The sequence below is a fragment of the Paracoccus versutus genome (assembly GCF_000763885.1).
GTDB classification, from domain to species: Bacteria; Pseudomonadota; Alphaproteobacteria; order Rhodobacterales; family Rhodobacteraceae; genus Paracoccus; species Paracoccus versutus.
Genome location: NZ_JRKO01000003.1, coordinates 96,181 through 111,897, shown reverse-complemented (window position 1 = coordinate 111,897; position 15,717 = coordinate 96,181). Strand labels below are relative to the sequence as shown.

General features: G+C 68.0%; 20 protein-coding genes and 1 tRNA gene. 6 read left to right on the top strand and 15 right to left on the bottom strand.

All coding sequences use genetic code 11. From position 1 onward, the window contains the following. Positions 1–37: 37 nt before the first annotated feature. Positions 38–337 carry an HU family DNA-binding protein gene (locus tag IT40_RS02300; RefSeq protein ID WP_024845371.1) on the bottom strand — a complete coding sequence of 100 codons (300 nt, stop codon included), beginning with the start codon at positions 335–337 and terminating at the stop codon, positions 38–40. A gap of 152 nt (positions 338–489) precedes the next feature. Continuing rightward, complete coding sequence (locus tag IT40_RS02295; protein WP_036749994.1) at positions 490–1,974, bottom strand: AMP nucleosidase; 1,485 nt, start codon at positions 1,972–1,974, stop codon at positions 490–492. A gap of 97 nt (positions 1,975–2,071) precedes the next feature. Between IT40_RS02295 and IT40_RS02290 the strand changes: the two genes are divergently transcribed. Together IT40_RS02290 and IT40_RS02285 are read left to right on the top strand one after the other, a co-directional pair. After that, entirely contained in the window at positions 2,072–3,058 is a 987-nt protein-coding gene (locus IT40_RS02290; protein ID WP_036750087.1) for an LLM class flavin-dependent oxidoreductase, read from the top strand. Continuing rightward, a complete protein-coding gene (locus tag IT40_RS02285) occupies positions 3,055–3,918 on the top strand; it encodes an SDR family oxidoreductase (RefSeq protein WP_036749991.1) in 864 nt (287 codons plus the stop codon). The genes IT40_RS02290 and IT40_RS02285 overlap by 4 nt, the downstream gene beginning before the upstream one ends. Positions 3,919–4,077: 159 nt before the next feature. Here the strand turns inward: IT40_RS02285 and IT40_RS02280 are convergent, their stop codons facing one another. From IT40_RS02280 to dapF, 7 genes are all read right to left on the bottom strand, one after another. Then, entirely contained in the window at positions 4,078–4,698 is a 621-nt protein-coding gene (locus tag IT40_RS02280; protein ID WP_036749990.1) for a COG3650 family protein, read from the bottom strand. Between the two features lie 9 nt (positions 4,699–4,707). Beyond that, on the bottom strand, positions 4,708–6,630 hold the full coding sequence (gene dxs / locus IT40_RS02275; RefSeq protein WP_036749987.1) for a 1-deoxy-D-xylulose-5-phosphate synthase: 1,923 nt from the start codon (positions 6,628–6,630) through the stop codon (positions 4,708–4,710). 25 nt (positions 6,631–6,655) lie between these two features. Next, positions 6,656–7,519: a polyprenyl synthetase family protein gene (locus IT40_RS02270; protein WP_036749984.1), complete on the bottom strand. Its 864-nt coding sequence runs from the start codon at positions 7,517–7,519 to the stop codon at positions 6,656–6,658. Beyond that, a complete protein-coding gene (locus IT40_RS02265; protein ID WP_036749981.1) occupies positions 7,519–7,755 on the bottom strand; it encodes an exodeoxyribonuclease VII small subunit in 237 nt (78 codons plus the stop codon). Before IT40_RS02265 ends, IT40_RS02270 begins: the two co-directional genes overlap by 1 nt. Continuing rightward, positions 7,752–8,669 carry a histone deacetylase family protein gene (locus IT40_RS02260; RefSeq protein ID WP_036749978.1) on the bottom strand — a complete coding sequence of 306 codons (918 nt, stop codon included), beginning with the start codon at positions 8,667–8,669 and terminating at the stop codon, positions 7,752–7,754. Before IT40_RS02260 ends, IT40_RS02265 begins: the two co-directional genes overlap by 4 nt. A gap of 222 nt (positions 8,670–8,891) precedes the next feature. Then, a complete protein-coding gene (mtaB, locus tag IT40_RS02255) occupies positions 8,892–10,145 on the bottom strand; it encodes a tRNA (N(6)-L-threonylcarbamoyladenosine(37)-C(2))-methylthiotransferase MtaB (RefSeq protein WP_036750084.1) in 1,254 nt (417 codons plus the stop codon). Between the two features lie 5 nt (positions 10,146–10,150). Then, positions 10,151–10,978 (bottom strand): diaminopimelate epimerase, encoded by an 828-nt coding sequence (gene dapF / locus IT40_RS02250; protein WP_036749975.1) that lies wholly within the window; start codon positions 10,976–10,978, stop codon positions 10,151–10,153. A gap of 96 nt (positions 10,979–11,074) precedes the next feature. Between dapF and IT40_RS02245 the strand changes: the two genes are divergently transcribed. Beyond that, a tRNA-Lys gene (locus tag IT40_RS02245) sits at positions 11,075–11,150 on the top strand. Between the two features lie 118 nt (positions 11,151–11,268). Here IT40_RS02245 and IT40_RS31005 read toward each other — a convergent pair. After that, positions 11,269–11,415 (bottom strand): sunset domain-containing protein, encoded by a 147-nt coding sequence (locus IT40_RS31005; protein WP_445081443.1) that lies wholly within the window; start codon positions 11,413–11,415, stop codon positions 11,269–11,271. 347 nt (positions 11,416–11,762) lie between these two features. On the opposite strand from IT40_RS31005, the gene IT40_RS02240 reads away from it, so the two are divergent. Both IT40_RS02240 and IT40_RS02235 read left to right on the top strand, forming a co-directional pair. Further along, positions 11,763–12,134, top strand: a complete 372-nt coding sequence (locus IT40_RS02240) for a hypothetical protein (protein ID WP_036749973.1) — start codon at positions 11,763–11,765, stop codon at positions 12,132–12,134. 63 nt (positions 12,135–12,197) lie between these two features. Further along, positions 12,198–12,398 carry a hypothetical protein gene (locus IT40_RS02235; protein WP_036749972.1) on the top strand — a complete coding sequence of 67 codons (201 nt, stop codon included), beginning with the start codon at positions 12,198–12,200 and terminating at the stop codon, positions 12,396–12,398. 57 nt (positions 12,399–12,455) lie between these two features. Here IT40_RS02235 and IT40_RS02230 read toward each other — a convergent pair whose 3' ends face one another. The 5 genes from IT40_RS02230 to IT40_RS28250 all read right to left on the bottom strand — a co-directional run bounded on the left by IT40_RS02230 (position 12,456) and on the right by IT40_RS28250 (position 14,767). Then, positions 12,456–12,821: a DUF983 domain-containing protein gene (locus IT40_RS02230; protein WP_036749970.1), complete on the bottom strand. Its 366-nt coding sequence runs from the start codon at positions 12,819–12,821 to the stop codon at positions 12,456–12,458. A gap of 192 nt (positions 12,822–13,013) precedes the next feature. Next, complete coding sequence (locus IT40_RS02225) at positions 13,014–13,406, bottom strand: hypothetical protein (protein ID WP_036749968.1); 393 nt, start codon at positions 13,404–13,406, stop codon at positions 13,014–13,016. Positions 13,407–13,647: 241 nt separating this feature from the next. Beyond that, positions 13,648–14,163 carry a hypothetical protein gene (locus IT40_RS02220; RefSeq protein WP_036749966.1) on the bottom strand — a complete coding sequence of 172 codons (516 nt, stop codon included), beginning with the start codon at positions 14,161–14,163 and terminating at the stop codon, positions 13,648–13,650. 83 nt (positions 14,164–14,246) lie between these two features. Continuing rightward, a complete protein-coding gene (locus tag IT40_RS02215; protein WP_036749963.1) occupies positions 14,247–14,612 on the bottom strand; it encodes a helix-turn-helix domain-containing protein in 366 nt (121 codons plus the stop codon). Continuing rightward, positions 14,609–14,767, bottom strand: a complete 159-nt coding sequence (locus IT40_RS28250; protein ID WP_157034045.1) for a hypothetical protein — start codon at positions 14,765–14,767, stop codon at positions 14,609–14,611. The genes IT40_RS02215 and IT40_RS28250 overlap by 4 nt, the downstream gene beginning before the upstream one ends. Positions 14,768–15,167: 400 nt before the next feature. Here IT40_RS28250 and IT40_RS02205 point away from each other — a divergent pair, with 400 nt between their 5' ends. Beyond that, the gene (locus IT40_RS02205; RefSeq protein WP_036749957.1) at positions 15,168–15,551 is read left to right on the top strand and encodes a DoxX family protein; all 384 of its coding nucleotides are present in this window, start codon (positions 15,168–15,170) and stop codon (positions 15,549–15,551) included. Positions 15,552–15,717 lie beyond the last annotated feature (166 nt).

The window sequence follows — 15,717 nt, the reverse complement described above, 5'->3', positions numbered from 1 at the left end:
AGGTCATGCGCGGCCCCTTCTGCGGCGAAAGCCGGGATCAGGCGTTCACGCTGTCCTTCAGCGCCTTGGCAATGGTGACCTTGACCACCTTGTCGGCGGGCTTCGTCATCATCTCCTGGGTTTGCGGATTGCGGACCTGACGCTCGGGGCGGGTGCGGCAGGCAACCTTGCCGATGCCCGGCAGGGTGACGGCACCACCTTCGGCGACCGTGCGCGACACGACGGCCGAAAGCGCGTCCAGAGCCGCCGCGGCGGTCTTCTTGTCGCTGCCCATTTCATCGGCCAGCGTGGCGACGAGCTGGGTCTTGGTCATCGGTTTCGAAGCGGCCTGGGCCATATTCTGTCTCCTCGTTGTTCCCCGTTCGGGAAATTTTCGGACGCCACCTTGGCGGCACGCTTGCCGCTACACAAGCTTTTTAAGCGCAGATCAAGCTTTTTCGGCGTCTTTCCCCAGCAAACGCTGCGAAATTCGTCGCCAAGGGCCCTATTCTAGAGAAAGGCGGTCTCGTTGAACGAGCGCAACTTGCGCGAGTGGATGCGCTCCAACGGCGTCTCGCGCAGCTTTTCCATGGCCCGGATGCCGATCAGCAGGTGGTTCGCGACCTGGGTGCGATAGAAATCCGTGGCCATGCCGGGCAGCTTCAACTCGCCGTGCAGCGGCTTGTCGCTGACGCAGAGCAGCGTGCCATAGGGCACGCGAAAGCGGAACCCGTTCGCGGCGATGGTGGCGCTTTCCATGTCCAGCGCGATGGCGCGCGATTGCGACAGCCGCTGCACCGGGCCGGACTGGTCGCGCAATTCCCAGTTGCGGTTGTCGATGGTGGCCACCGTGCCGGTGCGCATGATGCGCTTGAGCTCATAGCCCTCCAGCTGCGTGACCTCGGCCACCGCCTCTTGCAGGGCGACCTGCACCTCGGCCAGGGCCGGGATCGGCACCCAGACCGGCAGGTCGTCGTCCAGCACGTGATCCTCGCGCAGATAGGCATGGGCCAGGACGAAATCGCCCAGGCTCTGGCTGTTGCGCAGCCCGGCGCAATGGCCGACCATCAGCCAGGCATGCGGGCGCAGCACGGCGATATGGTCGGTCGCGGTCTTGGCGTTCGAGGGGCCGACGCCGATATTGACCAGGGTGATGCCGTCGCCGTCCGCGCGCTTGAGGTGATAGGCCGGCATCTGCGGCATCTTGGCGCCGGTGGCGATGATGTCCTCGGGGCGTTCCAGGACCTGGTTGCCCGGCGCGACGAACTCGGTATAGCCCGAATGCGGATCGGCCAGCGCCCGGCGGGCGAAAAGCTCGAACTCGTCCACGTAGAACTGGTAGTTCGTGAACATCACGAAATTCTGGAAATGCTCGGGCAGGGTCGCGGTGTAATGCGCCAGCCGCGCCAGCGAGTAGTCGACGCGCTGCGCGGTAAAGGGCGACAGCGGATGGCTGCCGTCCGGGTTCGGCCCGGCGGTGCCGTTGACGATGTCGTCGTTCATCGTGTTCAGGTCCGGCACGTCGAAGACGTCGCGCAGCGAATAGTCCAGCACGCCTTCCTGCGGCACGTTCAGGTCGCTTTGCGTGGCCACGGCGAAATGCACCGGCATCGGCGTGCCGCTTTCGCCGATCGCCACCGGCACGCCGTGGTTGCGCATCAAAAGCCCGATCTGCTCGGTCAGGTAGCCGCGGAACAGGTCCGGCCGGGTGATCGAGGTCGAATAGGTGCCGGGCAGCGCGACATGGCCGAAGGACAGCCGCGAATCCGTCTTGGAATGGATCGGCACCGTCATGCGCAGTTCCGGGTAGAAGGCGCGATAGCGCGCCGCCGGCCGGCCGCCCTTCAGCGTGGCAAGGAAATGGTCCAGCAGGAAATGCGAGGCGCGCTCGTAAAGCTCGACCAGCCGGGCGACGGCAGCGGCCGGGTCGTCGAAATAGACGCGCTCGGCGGGCTCGGGCGTCTCGATGGGAAGTCTCCGGCTGTCGGTCAACATGCGCGCTCTCCAGTTTCGGCGGAGAGTGCCAGCGCGGCGGCGGGCTGGCAAGCCGGCACCGGACGCCTTATCTGGGGAAGGCAAAGGAGTGATGCGCATGGAATTTTCCATTCTCGATCTGGCGGTGGTGGCCGAGGGCTCGGACGCGCGCCAGGCCATCGCCAATTCCGTGGCATTGGCGCAAGCCGCCGAGGGCTGGGGCTACAGCCGCTTCTGGCTGGCGGAACATCACAACATGCCGGGCATCGCCAGTGCCGCCACCTCGGTGCTGATCGGCCATGTGGCGGACCATACCCGGACGATCCGCGTCGGCGCCGGCGGCGTCATGCTGCCCAACCACGCGCCCCTGGCCATCGCCGAACAGTTCGGCACGCTGGCGACGATCCACGGGCCGCGCATCGACCTGGGCCTGGGCCGCGCGCCGGGCGGCGACGGGGCGGTGATGCATGCGCTGCGCCGGTCCCTGCAGGGCAACCAGGATTTCCCGAACGACGTGGTCGAGCTCATGCACTATCTCGGCCCGCCCCGCCCCGGCGTCCCGGTCGCCGCCCATCCGGGCCAGGGCACGAATGTCCCGGTCTGGATCCTCGGCTCGTCGCTTTACGGCGCGAGCCTCGCCTCGGCGCTTGGCCTGCCCTATGCCTTCGCCAGCCATTTCGCCCCCGGCGACCTCGAGGACGCGCTGCGGCTTTACCGCGAGCGGTTCCAGCCCACCGAGTTCGGCCAGGCGCCGCGCTTCATGCTGGCGGTGAACGTCATCGTCGCCGACAGCGACGCCGAGGCGCAGCGGCTGCGCAGCAGCCAGCAGATCAGCTTCGCCCGGCTGCGGCTGGGCATGCCGGGCCTGCTGCCGCCCCCGGTCGACGACGTGCTCGAGGCGATCCCGGTGCGCATCCTGCCCACGGTCAACGCCGCGCTGGCGGTCAGCGCCGTCGGCAGTCCCGACACCGTCGCCGCCGAACTGGACCGGCTGATCGCCCGCCACCAGCCCGACGAGCTGATCCTGGTCGGCAATATCTACGACCAGGCCGCGCGGCACCGCTCCTTCGCCATGGCGGCCGAGATCCTGCGGGCGCGCGCATGACGAGGATGCTGGTTTTCGGCCACGGCTATTCCGCCGGCTTCCTGACGCCCCTGCTGCTGGCCGAGGGCTGGCATGTCACCGGCACCACCCGCGCCGCCACCGATCGCGTGGCGCAGGCTGGCGCCCAGCCGCTGCGCTGGCCGGGGCAAGAGGATGACGTGCGCCGCGCCATCGCCCAGGCCGACGCGATCCTGGTCTCGGTCGGGCCGGAACGGGGCGCGGACCCGGTCCTGGCCGCCTTCGGGGCCGAGATCGCGGCGGCGCGGCCGCGCTGGCTGGGCTATCTTTCCACCACCGGCGTCTATGGCGACCGGGAGGGCGGCTGGGTGGACGAGGACACGCCCTGCACCCCCTCGACCCGGCGCGGGCGCGAGCGGGTCGCGGCCGAGCAGGGCTGGCAGCGGCTCGCCGCCGAACACGGCCTGCCGCTGCACATCTTTCGCCTGGCCGGGATCTATGGGCCGGGGCGCGGCCCCTTTGCCAAGGTCAGGGCGGGCACGGCGCGGCGCATCGTCAAGCCCGGCCAGGTCTTCTCGCGTATCCATGCCGAGGACATCGCCCAGGTGCTGCTGGCCTCGATCCACGCGCCGCGGCCGGGCGCGATCTACAATGTCTGCGACGACGACCCGGCCCCGCCCGAGGCGGTGATCGGCCATGCCGCGGAGCTGCTGGGCCTGCCCCTGCCCCCCGCCGAGGATTACGCGAGCGCCGAGATGACCCCCATGGCGCGCAGCTTCTATGCCGAGAACAAGCGCGTCGCCAACGACCGCATCAAGCGCGAGCTGGGCGTGACCCTGCGCTATCCCGACTATCGCGCCGGGCTGGCCGCGCTGGCCCGCGCCGAGGGGATCGAGGCCTAGCAGGCTGCTGAAAAAGGATTTTGAGAGGGCGACGCAGCGGAAATCGTTCTGGATCCAGCTAATATCGGCCTGGAAATGAGGTGTTTTCGGCAAATTTGAGGCGGATTTCCCGGTTCCCCGCCCGCGCTGTCCTGTCGCAAGGACTTTTTCAGCAGCCTGCTAGGGCGCGATCGAGCAGCAGCCCGTCAGCATGCGTGAGGGCTGCTCCTGCCCGTCCAGGATCACCGCGACGGCCAGGGCATAGCTGCGGTCCGACATGCCGTCCGAACATTGCTCGGGCCGCAGGAAGGCGGTCAGACGCCCCTTGTCGTCGCCGGCGATGATGCCGCGCGTGGGCTCGCCCTCGATGCCGCGATCCATGACCTTGCGCAGCGAAAGCTGGCGCTCGGGCTGGTCGGGCTCGCTGAAGACCAGCCCCTTCTGCACGGTCTTGACCGACCAGAAGGGCTCGGTCCCGCTGCAATGCAGCGCCAGCGGCAGCTCGGCCGGTTTCCACACCGTCGCCTGCGGCTTGAGAAAGCGCAGCGCGACCCAGCCCGTGGTCTCGCCCACGTTCACCCGGCCCCATTTGCCGCTGGCGTCGCGGGAAAGCAGTTCCACGCCCTTGGCGGTCGAGGCGAGCCGGCCGATGACCTTGGCCTTGCCGTCCGGCGCCTCGCGCACGTTCAGCGTGTCCCAGGTCTCGACCACGGTGACGTCGAACAGGTTGGGCAGATGATCCTGCGCCTGCACCGCCAGGGGCGCGGCAAGGGCAAGGCCGGTCAGAAGGATACGCAGCATTTTCACCTCTCAGGCCCGTTTCGCCAGCGCCACGCCCAGGACTTCCAGCACCTTGGCCTCGATGTCGGGGGCGGACATGCGGGCGTCGCGATACATGGCCTCGGGGCTGGCGTGGTCGATGAACGTGTCGGGCAGCACCATCTGGCGGAAGCGCAGCCCGCCGTCGAAGACGCCCTCGTCCGCAAGCAACTGCGCGACCAGGCTGCCGAAGCCGCCGACCGCGCCCTCCTCGATGGTGATCAGCGCCTCATGCGTGCGGGCAAGGCGCAGGATCAACGCGCGGTCCAGCGGCTTGGCGAAGCGGGCATCGACCACCGTGGGCGAGATCCCGCGCGCAGAAAGCGCCTCGCGCGCGCGCATGACCTCGGCAAGCCGGGTGCCAAAGGACAGGATGGCGACGCGCTTGCCCTCGGCGACGACCCGGCCCTTGCCGATCTCCAGCACCTCTCCGCGCTCGGGCATCTCGACGCCGGTGCCCTCGCCGCGCGGATAGCGGAAGGCGATGGGGCCTTCGTCATGGGCGGCGGCGGTGGCGACCATATGCACCAGCTCCGCCTCGTCCGCGGCGGCCATCACCACCATGCCGGGCAGGTTCGCCAGGAAGGCGATGTCATAGGCGCCGGCATGGGTGGCGCCATCGGCCCCGACCAGACCGGCGCGGTCGATGGCAAAGCGCACCGGCAGGCGCTGGATCGCCACGTCATGCACCACCTGGTCGTAGCCGCGCTGCAGGAAGGTCGAATAAAGCGCGCAGAAGGGCTTCATCCCCCCCGCCGCCAGCCCGGCCGAGAAGGTCACGGCATGCTGTTCGGCAATGCCCACGTCGAAGCAGCGGCGCGGGAAACGCTCGGCCATCAGGTTCAGCCCAGTGCCGTCCGGCATGGCGGCGGTGACGGCGACGATGCGGGCGTCGCGGCTGGCCTGATCGACCAGCGCGCGGGCGAAGACCGAGGTATAGCTGGGCGCGTTCGACTTGGCCTTGGCCTGCGTCCCGGTCTCGACATCGAATTTCGCCGTGGCATGGCCCTTGTCGGCGGCGCGCTCGGCCGGGGCATAGCCCTTGCCCTTGCGGGTCACGACATGCAGCAGCACCGGCCCCGTCGCCCGCGCCTTGACCGTGCGCAGAAGCGGCAGAAGCTGGTCGAGGTCGTGGCCGTCGACCGGGCCGATATAGGAAAAGCCCAGTTCCTCGAACAGCGTGCCGCCGACGGCCATGCCCTTGAGCATCTCCTTGGCGCGGCGCGCGCCCTCTTGCAGGCTGGGCGGCAGGAAGCCGACGGCGCCCTTGGCCACGGCCTTCAAGTCCTGGAACGGCCCCTCGGCGTAAAGCCGGGTCAGATAGCGCGACAGCGCTCCGGTCGGGGGCGCGATGGACATCTCGTTGTCGTTCAGCACCACGAACAGCCGCTTGCCCAGGTCGCCGGCGTTGTTCAGCGCCTCGAAGGCCATGCCCGCGCTCATCGCGCCGTCGCCGATCACCGCGATGGCATCGCCCGGATCGCCACCCAGCTCGCGCGCCATGGCAAAGCCCAGCGCCGCGCTGATCGAGGTCGAGCTGTGCCCGGCCCCGAAAGGATCATAGGCGCTTTCCGACCGCTTGGTGAAACCGGAAAGCCCGCCCTCCATCCGCAGGGTGCGGATGCGGTCGCGCCGCCCGGTCAGGATCTTGTGCGGATAGCATTGATGCCCCACGTCCCAGATGATCTTGTCGCGCGGCGCGTCGAAGACCGCGTGCAGCGCCACGGTCAGTTCGACCACGCCCAGGCCCGCGCCCAGATGGCCGCCGGTCACGGAAACGGCGCTGACCGTCTCGGCCCGCAGCTCGTCGGCAAGCTGGCGCAGCTCGCGATCGGTCAGATCCTTGAGGTCGGACGGCAGATGCACCCGGTCCAGGATCGGCGTCGCGGGGCGGTCGGAAGTCTCATGGGTCATGGCTTGCCCCTCTCCGGGCGGGCTGTCAGGCGTCGCGTTCGATAACGAAACGCGCGAGCTGCCGCAAGTTTCCTGCGCCCTCGCCATAGGCATCCAGGGCGGTTTCGGCGTCGCGGACCAGCGCGCGCGCCTTGTCCCGCGCGCCCTCCAGCCCCAAGAGCGAGACGAAGGTCGCCTTGTTCGCGGCCCCGTCCTTGCCGGTGCGCTTGCCGGTCTCGGCCTCGCTGCCGGTCACGTCGAGGATGTCGTCCTGGATCTGGAAGGCCAGGCCCAGGTTGCGGGCATAGTCCGCCAGCGGGCCGGGATCCTTGCCGGCCATGACCGCGCCGGCGGTGGCGGCGAACTGGATCAGCGCCCCGGTCTTCGCCTGCTGCAGCCGCGTGATGGCGGCAAGGTCCAGCGGGGCGGCGGCGGTCTCGGCGGCGATGTCCAGCGCCTGGCCCCAGACCATGCCGCGCCCACCCGCGGCCTCCGAAAGGCCCCGCACCAGCGCCAGCCGCGCCTCGGGCGGGCCGATCTGCGGCTCGGTCAGCAGGCCGAAGGCCAGGCTTTGCAGCGCATCGCCGGCCAGGATCGCGGTCGCCTCGGACCATTGCACATGCACGGTCGGCAGGCCGCGGCGCAGGTCGTCGTCGTCCATCGAGGGCAGGTCGTCATGGACCAGGCTATAGGCATGCAGCGCCTCGACCGCCGCCGCGACCGGCAGCGCAGCCGCGTCGCCCAGGCCGAACAGCCGCGCCGATTCCATGGCCAGGAAGGCGCGGATGCGCTTGCCGCCGGTGCAGGCATAGCGCATGGCATCGGCCAGCTCGCCCGCGGGCAGGCCGGCCATGGCCCCGTCCAGCGCGGCCTGGACCTGCGCCTTCACCTCGCCCAGGCGCTCCTGCATCACAGCCCCTCGGCCGGCGCGGTGCCCTGGGGCTGGCCGTTCGCGGCCAGCGTGATCCTTTCCACCCGCTCCTCGGCCTCGCGCAGGCGCTGGTCGCAATGCGCCCGCAGCAAGGCGCCGCGCTCGTAAAGCTTGATCGATTCCTCCAGCGTGGCCTCGCCATGCTCCAGCCGGCCGACGGTCGCCTCCAGCTCTTTCATCGCATCCTCGAAGGACATGTTCTCGATCTCGGTCACGCCGCAGTCTCCCTCAGCACATCGACATGGGCGCGCGCCGAGCGGCCCAGAGCGGCAAGATCATATCCGCCTTCCAGCGCCGATACCACCGGGGCCGAACAGGCGGCCGCCGTATCGCAGATCATCCGGGTGATGGCGGTGAAATCGGCCTCGTCCCAGATCAGCGAGGCCAGCGGGTCCGCGGCATGGGCGTCGAACCCGGCCGAGACCAGCACCAGCTGCGGCCGCCATGCCGCGACCCGGTCGCAGATCGCCGCCCAGGCGGCACGCGCCTCGTCCCCGCCGCTGCCCGGCGCCAGCGCGACATTGACGACCTGGCCATGCGCGCCCCGCTCGGCCGGCGCGCCGGTGCCGGGATAAAGCGGCACCTGGTGGGTCGAGGCGAACAACGCCCGCTTCTCGTCCCACAGCACGTCCTGGGTGCCGTTGCCGTGATGCACGTCGAAATCCAGCACCGCCACCCGGTCCAGCCCATGATGCTCCAGCGCCCGCTTGGCCCCGATCGCGACCGAGGACAGGATGCAGAATCCCATCGCCTTCATGCGCTCGGCATGGTGGCCGGGCGGGCGCATGGCGACGAAGGCATTGGGCGCCTCGCCCGCCAGCACCGCATCCACGGCGGCGCAAACCCCGCCCGCGGCATGGCGCGCGGCCTCCAGGCTGCCCGGCGCCAGGTAGGTGTCCGAATCGAGCATGCTCCAGCCCTCGGCCGGCACCTTCCGCCGCAGCAGCGCCAGGTATTCGGCCGGATGGGCGCGCAGGATGTCCCGATCCGCCGCCTCGGGCGCCTCGCGCCGCCGCAGGTCGGCCCCCTCCAGCGCCGCCAGCACGGCATCCAGCCGGGCCACCTGCTCGGGATGGCTGGGCGGCGTCACATGCAAAAGCCCCGAGGGATGCGTATAAAGCAAGGTCATCGGCCCAAGGATTATGGACAGCCGCCCCGCCCGGCAAGGAAATGTTCCCGACCTGGCCGAAAATCCCGCCCCCCGGCAGGGCAAATGCCCATCAGGACCGCAATGGCGGCACCCCTCCCCCGGCTTCTTCCGTGGACAAATATCCTCGGGGGGAGGCCATCGGCCCCTGGCCGATGGACGGGGGGCAGACAGCCCCCCGGCGACCGCGACGATGGACCGCCCTCAGGCCCTCAGCCGCTGCCCGTCATGGCCGGCGATGCGCAGCTCCATCAGCGTGCCCTCGGGCATGTCGCGGTCAAAGGCGACCTCGGTGAAATGCTCCGTCCGGCCCAGGCGCGGCCCCTCGGTCAGCACCATGCGCGCCGCGCCGACCTCGGCCTCAAGATGCCGGGCCAGCGCCGCATCGCCCGCCGCCCGCAGCCGCGCCGCCCGCTCCCTGATCGCCGGGCCCGGCACGCGCGGCATCCGCGCCGCGGGCGTGCCCTTGCGCGCCGAATAGGGGAACACATGCAGGAAGGTCAGCCCGCAATCCTCGACCAGCTTCAGGCTGTTGTCGAACATCGCCTCGGTCTCGGTCGGGAAGCCGGCGATGATGTCGGCGCCAAAGACGATGCCGGGCCGCAGCCGCCGCGCCTCCTCGCAAAAGCGGATGGCGTCGTCGCGCAGGTGGCGGCGCTTCATCCGCTTCAGGATCATGTCGTCGCCCGCCTGCAAGGACAGGTGCAGATGCGGCATCAGCCGCGGCTCGGTGGCGATGGCCAGCATCAGGTTCTCGTCCGCCTCGATCGAATCGATCGAGCTGATCCGCAGCCGCGGCAGGTCCGGCACCAGCCGCAGGATGCGCATGACCAGGTCGCCCAGCCGCGGCTGCCCCGGCAGGTCCGCCCCCCAGGAGGTCAGGTCGACCCCGGTCAGCACCACCTCCTTGAAGCCGCGGTCGCGCAGCCGCCGGATCTGGTCCACCACCACCCCGGCCGGCACGGAACGCGAATTGCCGCGGCCATAGGGGATGATGCAGAAGGTGCAGCGATGGTCGCAGCCGTTCTGCACCTGCACATAGGCGCGGTGCCGGCCGAAGCCGTCGATCAGGTGGCCCGCCGTCTCGCGCACGGACATGATGTCGTCGACCTGCACCTTCTCGGTCTCGCCGATCAGGTCGGGGGCCTGCATCGCGGCCCAGGTCGCGGGCTGCATCTTTTCATGGTTGCCGATGACGCGGCTGACCTCGGCCATGGCGGCAAAGGTCTCGGGCTCGGTCTGCGCCGCGCAGCCGGTGACGATGACCGGGGCGCCGGGATTTTCCCGCGCCAGCCGGCGGATCTCCTGCCGGGCCTTGCGCACCGCCTCGGCCGTCACCGCGCAGGTGTTCACGATCACCGCGCCCTGCAGCCCGGCGGCCTCGGCCATCTCGCGCATGGCCTCGGTCTCATAGGCGTTCAGCCGGCAGCCGAGGGTCGCGAAAACCGGGGGCTTCATGTCCTTCATCCGCGCCAGACCCCGTCGAAGACATGCGCGGTCGGGCCGGTCATCCAGACCCCGTCCTCGCGCCAGTCGATCTCCAGCACGCCGCCCGGCACGTTGACCCTGACCCGCCGCCCGGTCAACCCGCGCCTTGCGGCGGCGACGACGGCCGCGCAGGAACACGACCCCGAGGCCAGCGTGATGCCGGTGCCGCGCTCCCAGATGCGCAGGATGATCTCGCTGTCCGAGACGACCTGAACGATCTCGACATTCGTCCGCTGCGGATAAAGCGGATGATGCTCATGCGCCGGGCCGAAGCGGTCCAGGTCCACCGCCGCCGCATCGGGCACGAAGAAGGTCATGTGCGGGTTGCCCATGCCGGTCGCCACCGGATCGCCCTCGACGGGCAGGTGCAGCGTATCGACATCCCCGGCCAGCGGGATCCCGGCCCAGTCCAGCACCGGCGCACCCATGTTGACGCGGGTCAGGCGGTTCCCGGCATCCTCGGCCGCAAGCACGGCGTGGTCGGTGGCCAGCCGCAGCGCGGGGGCGCCGGTCTCGTCCATCAGGAAGCGCGCGACGCAGCGCGTGGCATTGCCGCAGGCCGCCGAGACCGAGCCGTCGGCGTTGAAGAACACCAGCCGCGCATCGGCATTCTCGCCGGGCAGGATGACGGCAAGCTGGTCGAATCCGACGCCGCGATGGCGATCGGCGATGGCGGCCACGGTCGCGGCATCGGGCAGCGCGCCCGAGCGGCGGCTGTCGACAACGACGAAGTCGTTGCCGAGCCCGTGCATCTTCATGAAGGGCAGAGGGGTACCCTGACCGAGGTTTTGCTGGTGTTCCATGGCGCTGACATACTCCTGCCGAAAAGATTCTGCCAGAGGCGCGATTTTTCCGCTTGACCCTGTCAGCCGCCGACCGTAGTTAGCCCCCCGTGCGATGGGCCCGTAGCTCAGTTGGTAGAGCAACTGACTTTTAATCAGTGGGTCACAGGTTCGAATCCTGTCGGGCTCACCACTGAACTTCCTTACATGACAAGCGGTTACGAGAAACTGCCTACGAGGCGGTTTGGGCGCTAACACCTCCTTGGGGGACACATGGGGGACAATTCGAAGCCGCTCAGGATGCTCCGAATCTAGCGCCAGCGCGCCGCGCGCCAACCGGCGGCGATAGCCTCGGCCTCGTCGCAAAACCAGCGCTCGCCCCTGCTCTCATCGATCCGGGTCTTGGCATGGGCTGGCGACCAGGGCGTGTGATAGATCCGCTCGCCCTTGTTCGAGATGTTGCCCTTGATCGGACAGTCTGCTGGCGCCTCTGCGACAGCCCGCGCCCGGAGGTCGGCGCGATAGTCCCAGGCAGGCTGAGATTCGCTCTGTCAGACACCCCGGCCAGCGGAACGGGCCTGCCGGCGCTGTGCGAGCATTGTCGCACCCGAGCATTTCCATCTTTCTCGACCTGCGATTGTCGCTATTCCGCGATTCTGGGCAATCGGGTCGTCAGAAGGGTTGCCGTGGCTGGCTTTCGCGACGATCAGGAATCGCAACCTGCGGCTATTCGGTTGCTACTCTGCCGGGTGGGGGCAACCCTGAAGCCTTGCGTCCCAGCCGGAATACATGGATCAGTCAGAGCATGACGGACCCACAGGCCCCTGAAACGGCGAATCCATCGCATGTGGCAAGGCTGTGGCTGGCCCTGCTGCTGGCCCTGCTGGTCGTCATGTTGCCCGGACCACAGGTCACCGCGGCGGCAGGCCAGTCCCAGAAACTGACCGCGCCGGCCCTGACCCTGGCGGCGATCCACGGGCGCGACCTGATCGCCCGAAAGGATGCGGTGCAGATCCGCCCGCTGGCCGCGACGGCGCTGCCGCCACCGGAGCCCCCGTCTCTTCCGCCGCGCATCGCGGCATCTCTCGCCTATGCCTATCAGCCGCAAACCGGTGTCTGTGCCGGCAGGCTCGCCCCCTGCGCCCGTGCACCCCCGTCCCTTCCCATGACCGCCTGACAGCATTCTGCCCCCGGTTCCGGGCTGGCAGATCATGACCCTTGCGTTCACGAAGGACGACAGATGACTTCCCATGAAGATGAACCGGCCACGCGCCGGACACCTTTTGCCGAAAAACCAAAGACCCGCGATGCGCCTGAACCTGCCGAAACACCGCCCACACCCGAACAGCTCCAGTCCGGCAAGGCCGTGCTGCTGAACTGGTGCATCATGCTTGCCGGCTTTGGCGCGATTGCCCTGGCCGCCTATTGGCTGCTCGGCTGACCGGCGGCCGCCCCTGCGGAAACGGGTTCGCAGGGGCTGGCCTTGGCCGGCGCAGGGTCAGGCGCCCCTGTCCTGTTCATGCTTGGCCCACAGGTATCCCACGAACGCGCCCTTCACGAGACGGAGGATGACCAGGGTCAGCACGGTTGTCGCCAGCCCTACCGAGACCAGCAGCGTGACCGGATCCGGCCGATAAAGCCCCCAGGCAAAGCCGATCATCGGGATCAACAGCAGGAGCATGATGGTCATGGTGAAGAAGGCCGGGCCATCGGCCGCCCGATAGAGCCCCAGCGGCTCGCCGCAGGATTCGCACTCCTGCACGATGGTCAGGTATCCCCTGAACAGCCGACCCTTGCCGCAATGCGGGCACCTGCCCATCAGCCCTCTCACCGCCGCTGCCCGCTCGTTCCGTTCCTCTGCCATGGCTGTGCGCGCTCCGATTGCTCCTGTCGAAGGATAACACCATGGGGCGAGGATTGGATGTCGCGACATTCGCGACAAAGGGCGTGTGTGTCGCAGGCGTCGGGAGAGGCATGGCCCTTTGGAATCGCAAGCCGCTCCCTCCGCTGCATCCCTTGTGTAGCGGAAGGAGCGGCAAACACGAAGCAGGAGCCCCTATGCGCCAGGAAGCCGCTCAAGCTCGGGGAAGGGCTGCCACTGAATGTCCGAGCGGTCACAGAGGGGGTGATCCAGGCTGCCGCCGGCAATCTTGCCGTCCCGGATCGGGATGCCGATGCTGTGCACCCCCAGATAGCGGCCCGAGACATCCTTGCTGTCGGCACGGACGCAGACGCCTTGCAACCCATCCGGCAAGGTCGCCACGTTGGAAATCTCGGCATCGCGGATCGAGGCGGGGTCATAGATGAGTTCCTTGGCACCAGCCACAATCTCGGACTTCAAGGCGGCGCTGGGCGGCGTGGAGCGCGCGATGATTTCGCTGTAATTGTCCGATGCGGTGCAGGCGGCGAGCAGCAACGGCCCGACGATCAGAATGACTTTCTTCTGCATGATCCACTTTCCCTTCAAGGCTTGGGCCTAGGCTAGGAAGTCCTGAGGTCCCGGACAAGCGATAACACCGGCCGTTGTGCTTTGTGCTTGCCAGAATGGGAGGGTCGACCAGCCTATGGAACAGGGATCGGCCGAGGCATGGCAGATCCGCAGCCCCTGACACGGCAAAACCCCGCAACATGCGGAGGCTGCCAATGCACTCTTGTTCACCCACTTTCGGGTTGGGCCGAGAAAGTGGCAGTCAGGCCCGCCAGGGCGACGGCCCCGAGGTCGCCAGCACCAGCGGCGGCTCCTTGGGGAAGGAGCGGATATCGAACCACTTGAAGCAGGTGCCGTCCGTGTTCACCCGGTCGCCCGAGGCGATGCGGTAGCCGTTCGAGGCGTGACGGATCAGCCCGGCCCGGAACGCCCGCAGGTCCAGGAGCCCCCAGAGGTCAAAGCCCGTCTCGCCCGCATTGGCATGACCGTAGAACAGCCAATCGCCTTCGCCGTTCACAATCTTGGCCAGTTCGGTCGGGTTGCCCGAAGGCAGGCGCGAGCGAATGGTGAAGTCATAGGGATAGCGGCCGGCATAGCCATGGCGCCGCACGCGGGCAGCAATGCGCATGTCGCGGCCGTCCAGCATCAGCAGATCGGTGGCATGGCGCGTATCGAGGTATTCCGGCGCGACCTGCAACAGATGCGCGCCGACGATCCGGCGGATCTCGGGGATAAAACGATCCGACCAGTGCCGGTTGATCGAATAGGCCGTGTCCATGCTGATGCCCCCTCGCGCCGGTTGAAGATGGGATGAAAGAATGGAGGCGCTCGACTGGAGCCGGGCACTTCTGTTTCAACCGATCATTCTGCGGGCCCCGGCCCAGAACTGCGCTTTCTGGTCCCGACACTAGCCCCAAGAGCATCTGCCACGAGACCATTGAGCCTCTGCCGCTCATCCTCACTCTCCTGCGTGAGGGAAATCCCATCTCGCTCATTGGCGACGAAGCCGGATTCGCGCATCTTATCGATGATGGTTCGAGCCATCTTCCGGTCTCGATTGATCCGCCTTGCTATCTCGCTCAGGCTCAGCGGCAGGGACGACTGGCTGAGAACGAGGTAGACGCGGATCTCCGTCATGCTGATCTGCGTCTCGTCCAGCGCGGTCAGCAGGTCGAGGATGAAGCGGTCGATCCTGTCGTCCGGTATCGTGATGTCTTTCACTATCATGCTGCACCTCCGACGAGCGCGCGGGCTGCGGCCAAGATTTCTTCAAGCTTGGCTTCTGCGCGCAGGTCGTCAACGCCGATGCTGGCATATACCACCACCTTCGCTAGGGCATCTTGCGCGTTGGCTGACGGCAGGTCGATTAGGGCCACTTCCATGGCATGGCGACGTGCGCACAGAGCGCTGAACTCAGCGTCGGTTGCTCATTGACTGGAAGGCTTCCGACCTTGCGGATGCTGCTGCCGTATCACATGACACGCTGCGCTCCTTCGAGAGTGGCCGCACAAAAGCCCTGGACCTGGAGAACGAGGAAGCTATCCGCAAGGCCCTTGAGGCCCGAGGCGTTCAGTTCCTCGAAGGCGGGCAGGTCGCGGTGGGGCCTGGGGTGGCGATGAGAGCTGATGGGTCCGATACGGCTTGAAACCGTGCGGCTCTGCATCGCGGCATTCTCTCGAAGATCAATGCGATTGCTTTGCGCTCCGCCTTTCATCCCGCTTGCATTCTGACGAACGCGACCATCCACTGTCCGCAGCATCAACCCAAAGATGAGGGACGGCAATGACTGGCAAGCTTTCGGCGCTACAGCCCTATGCAATCGGAGCCCTGCGCATCGTCGCCGGGCTGCTCTATTTCGAGCATGGAACCCAGAAGCTGTTCGGCATCCCCATCCCCGGCCCCGAAACCCTCGGCACGCTGCCGCTCGTCTCCGGGCTGCTGGAAGTCATCGGCGGCGCCCTGATCATCCTCGGTCTGTTCACTCGGCCGGTGGCGTTCGTCCTCTCCGGGCACATGGCCTTTGCCTATTGGATGGCGCATGCCCCCAAGAGCGTTTTCCCCGTGGCCAACGGCGGCGATGCAGCCATCCTGTTCTGCTTCGTCTTCCTGTTGCTCGTGACCACCGGCGCCGGGGCGCTGTCCATCGACCGGCTCAAGGGTCGCTGAGAGGCTCTGCTGGAACATCCCGCCTCCGGCACGATTAGACGCGCCGGAGGACGCAACACCATGACCCAAGGCGGACACAGCCAGACCGCAGCAACCCCTGTCCGCGGGCGGCTTAGACTACGCCCGCGGTGATGACCGCCAGCGCGACGGGCGTCAGCGGCGGGAA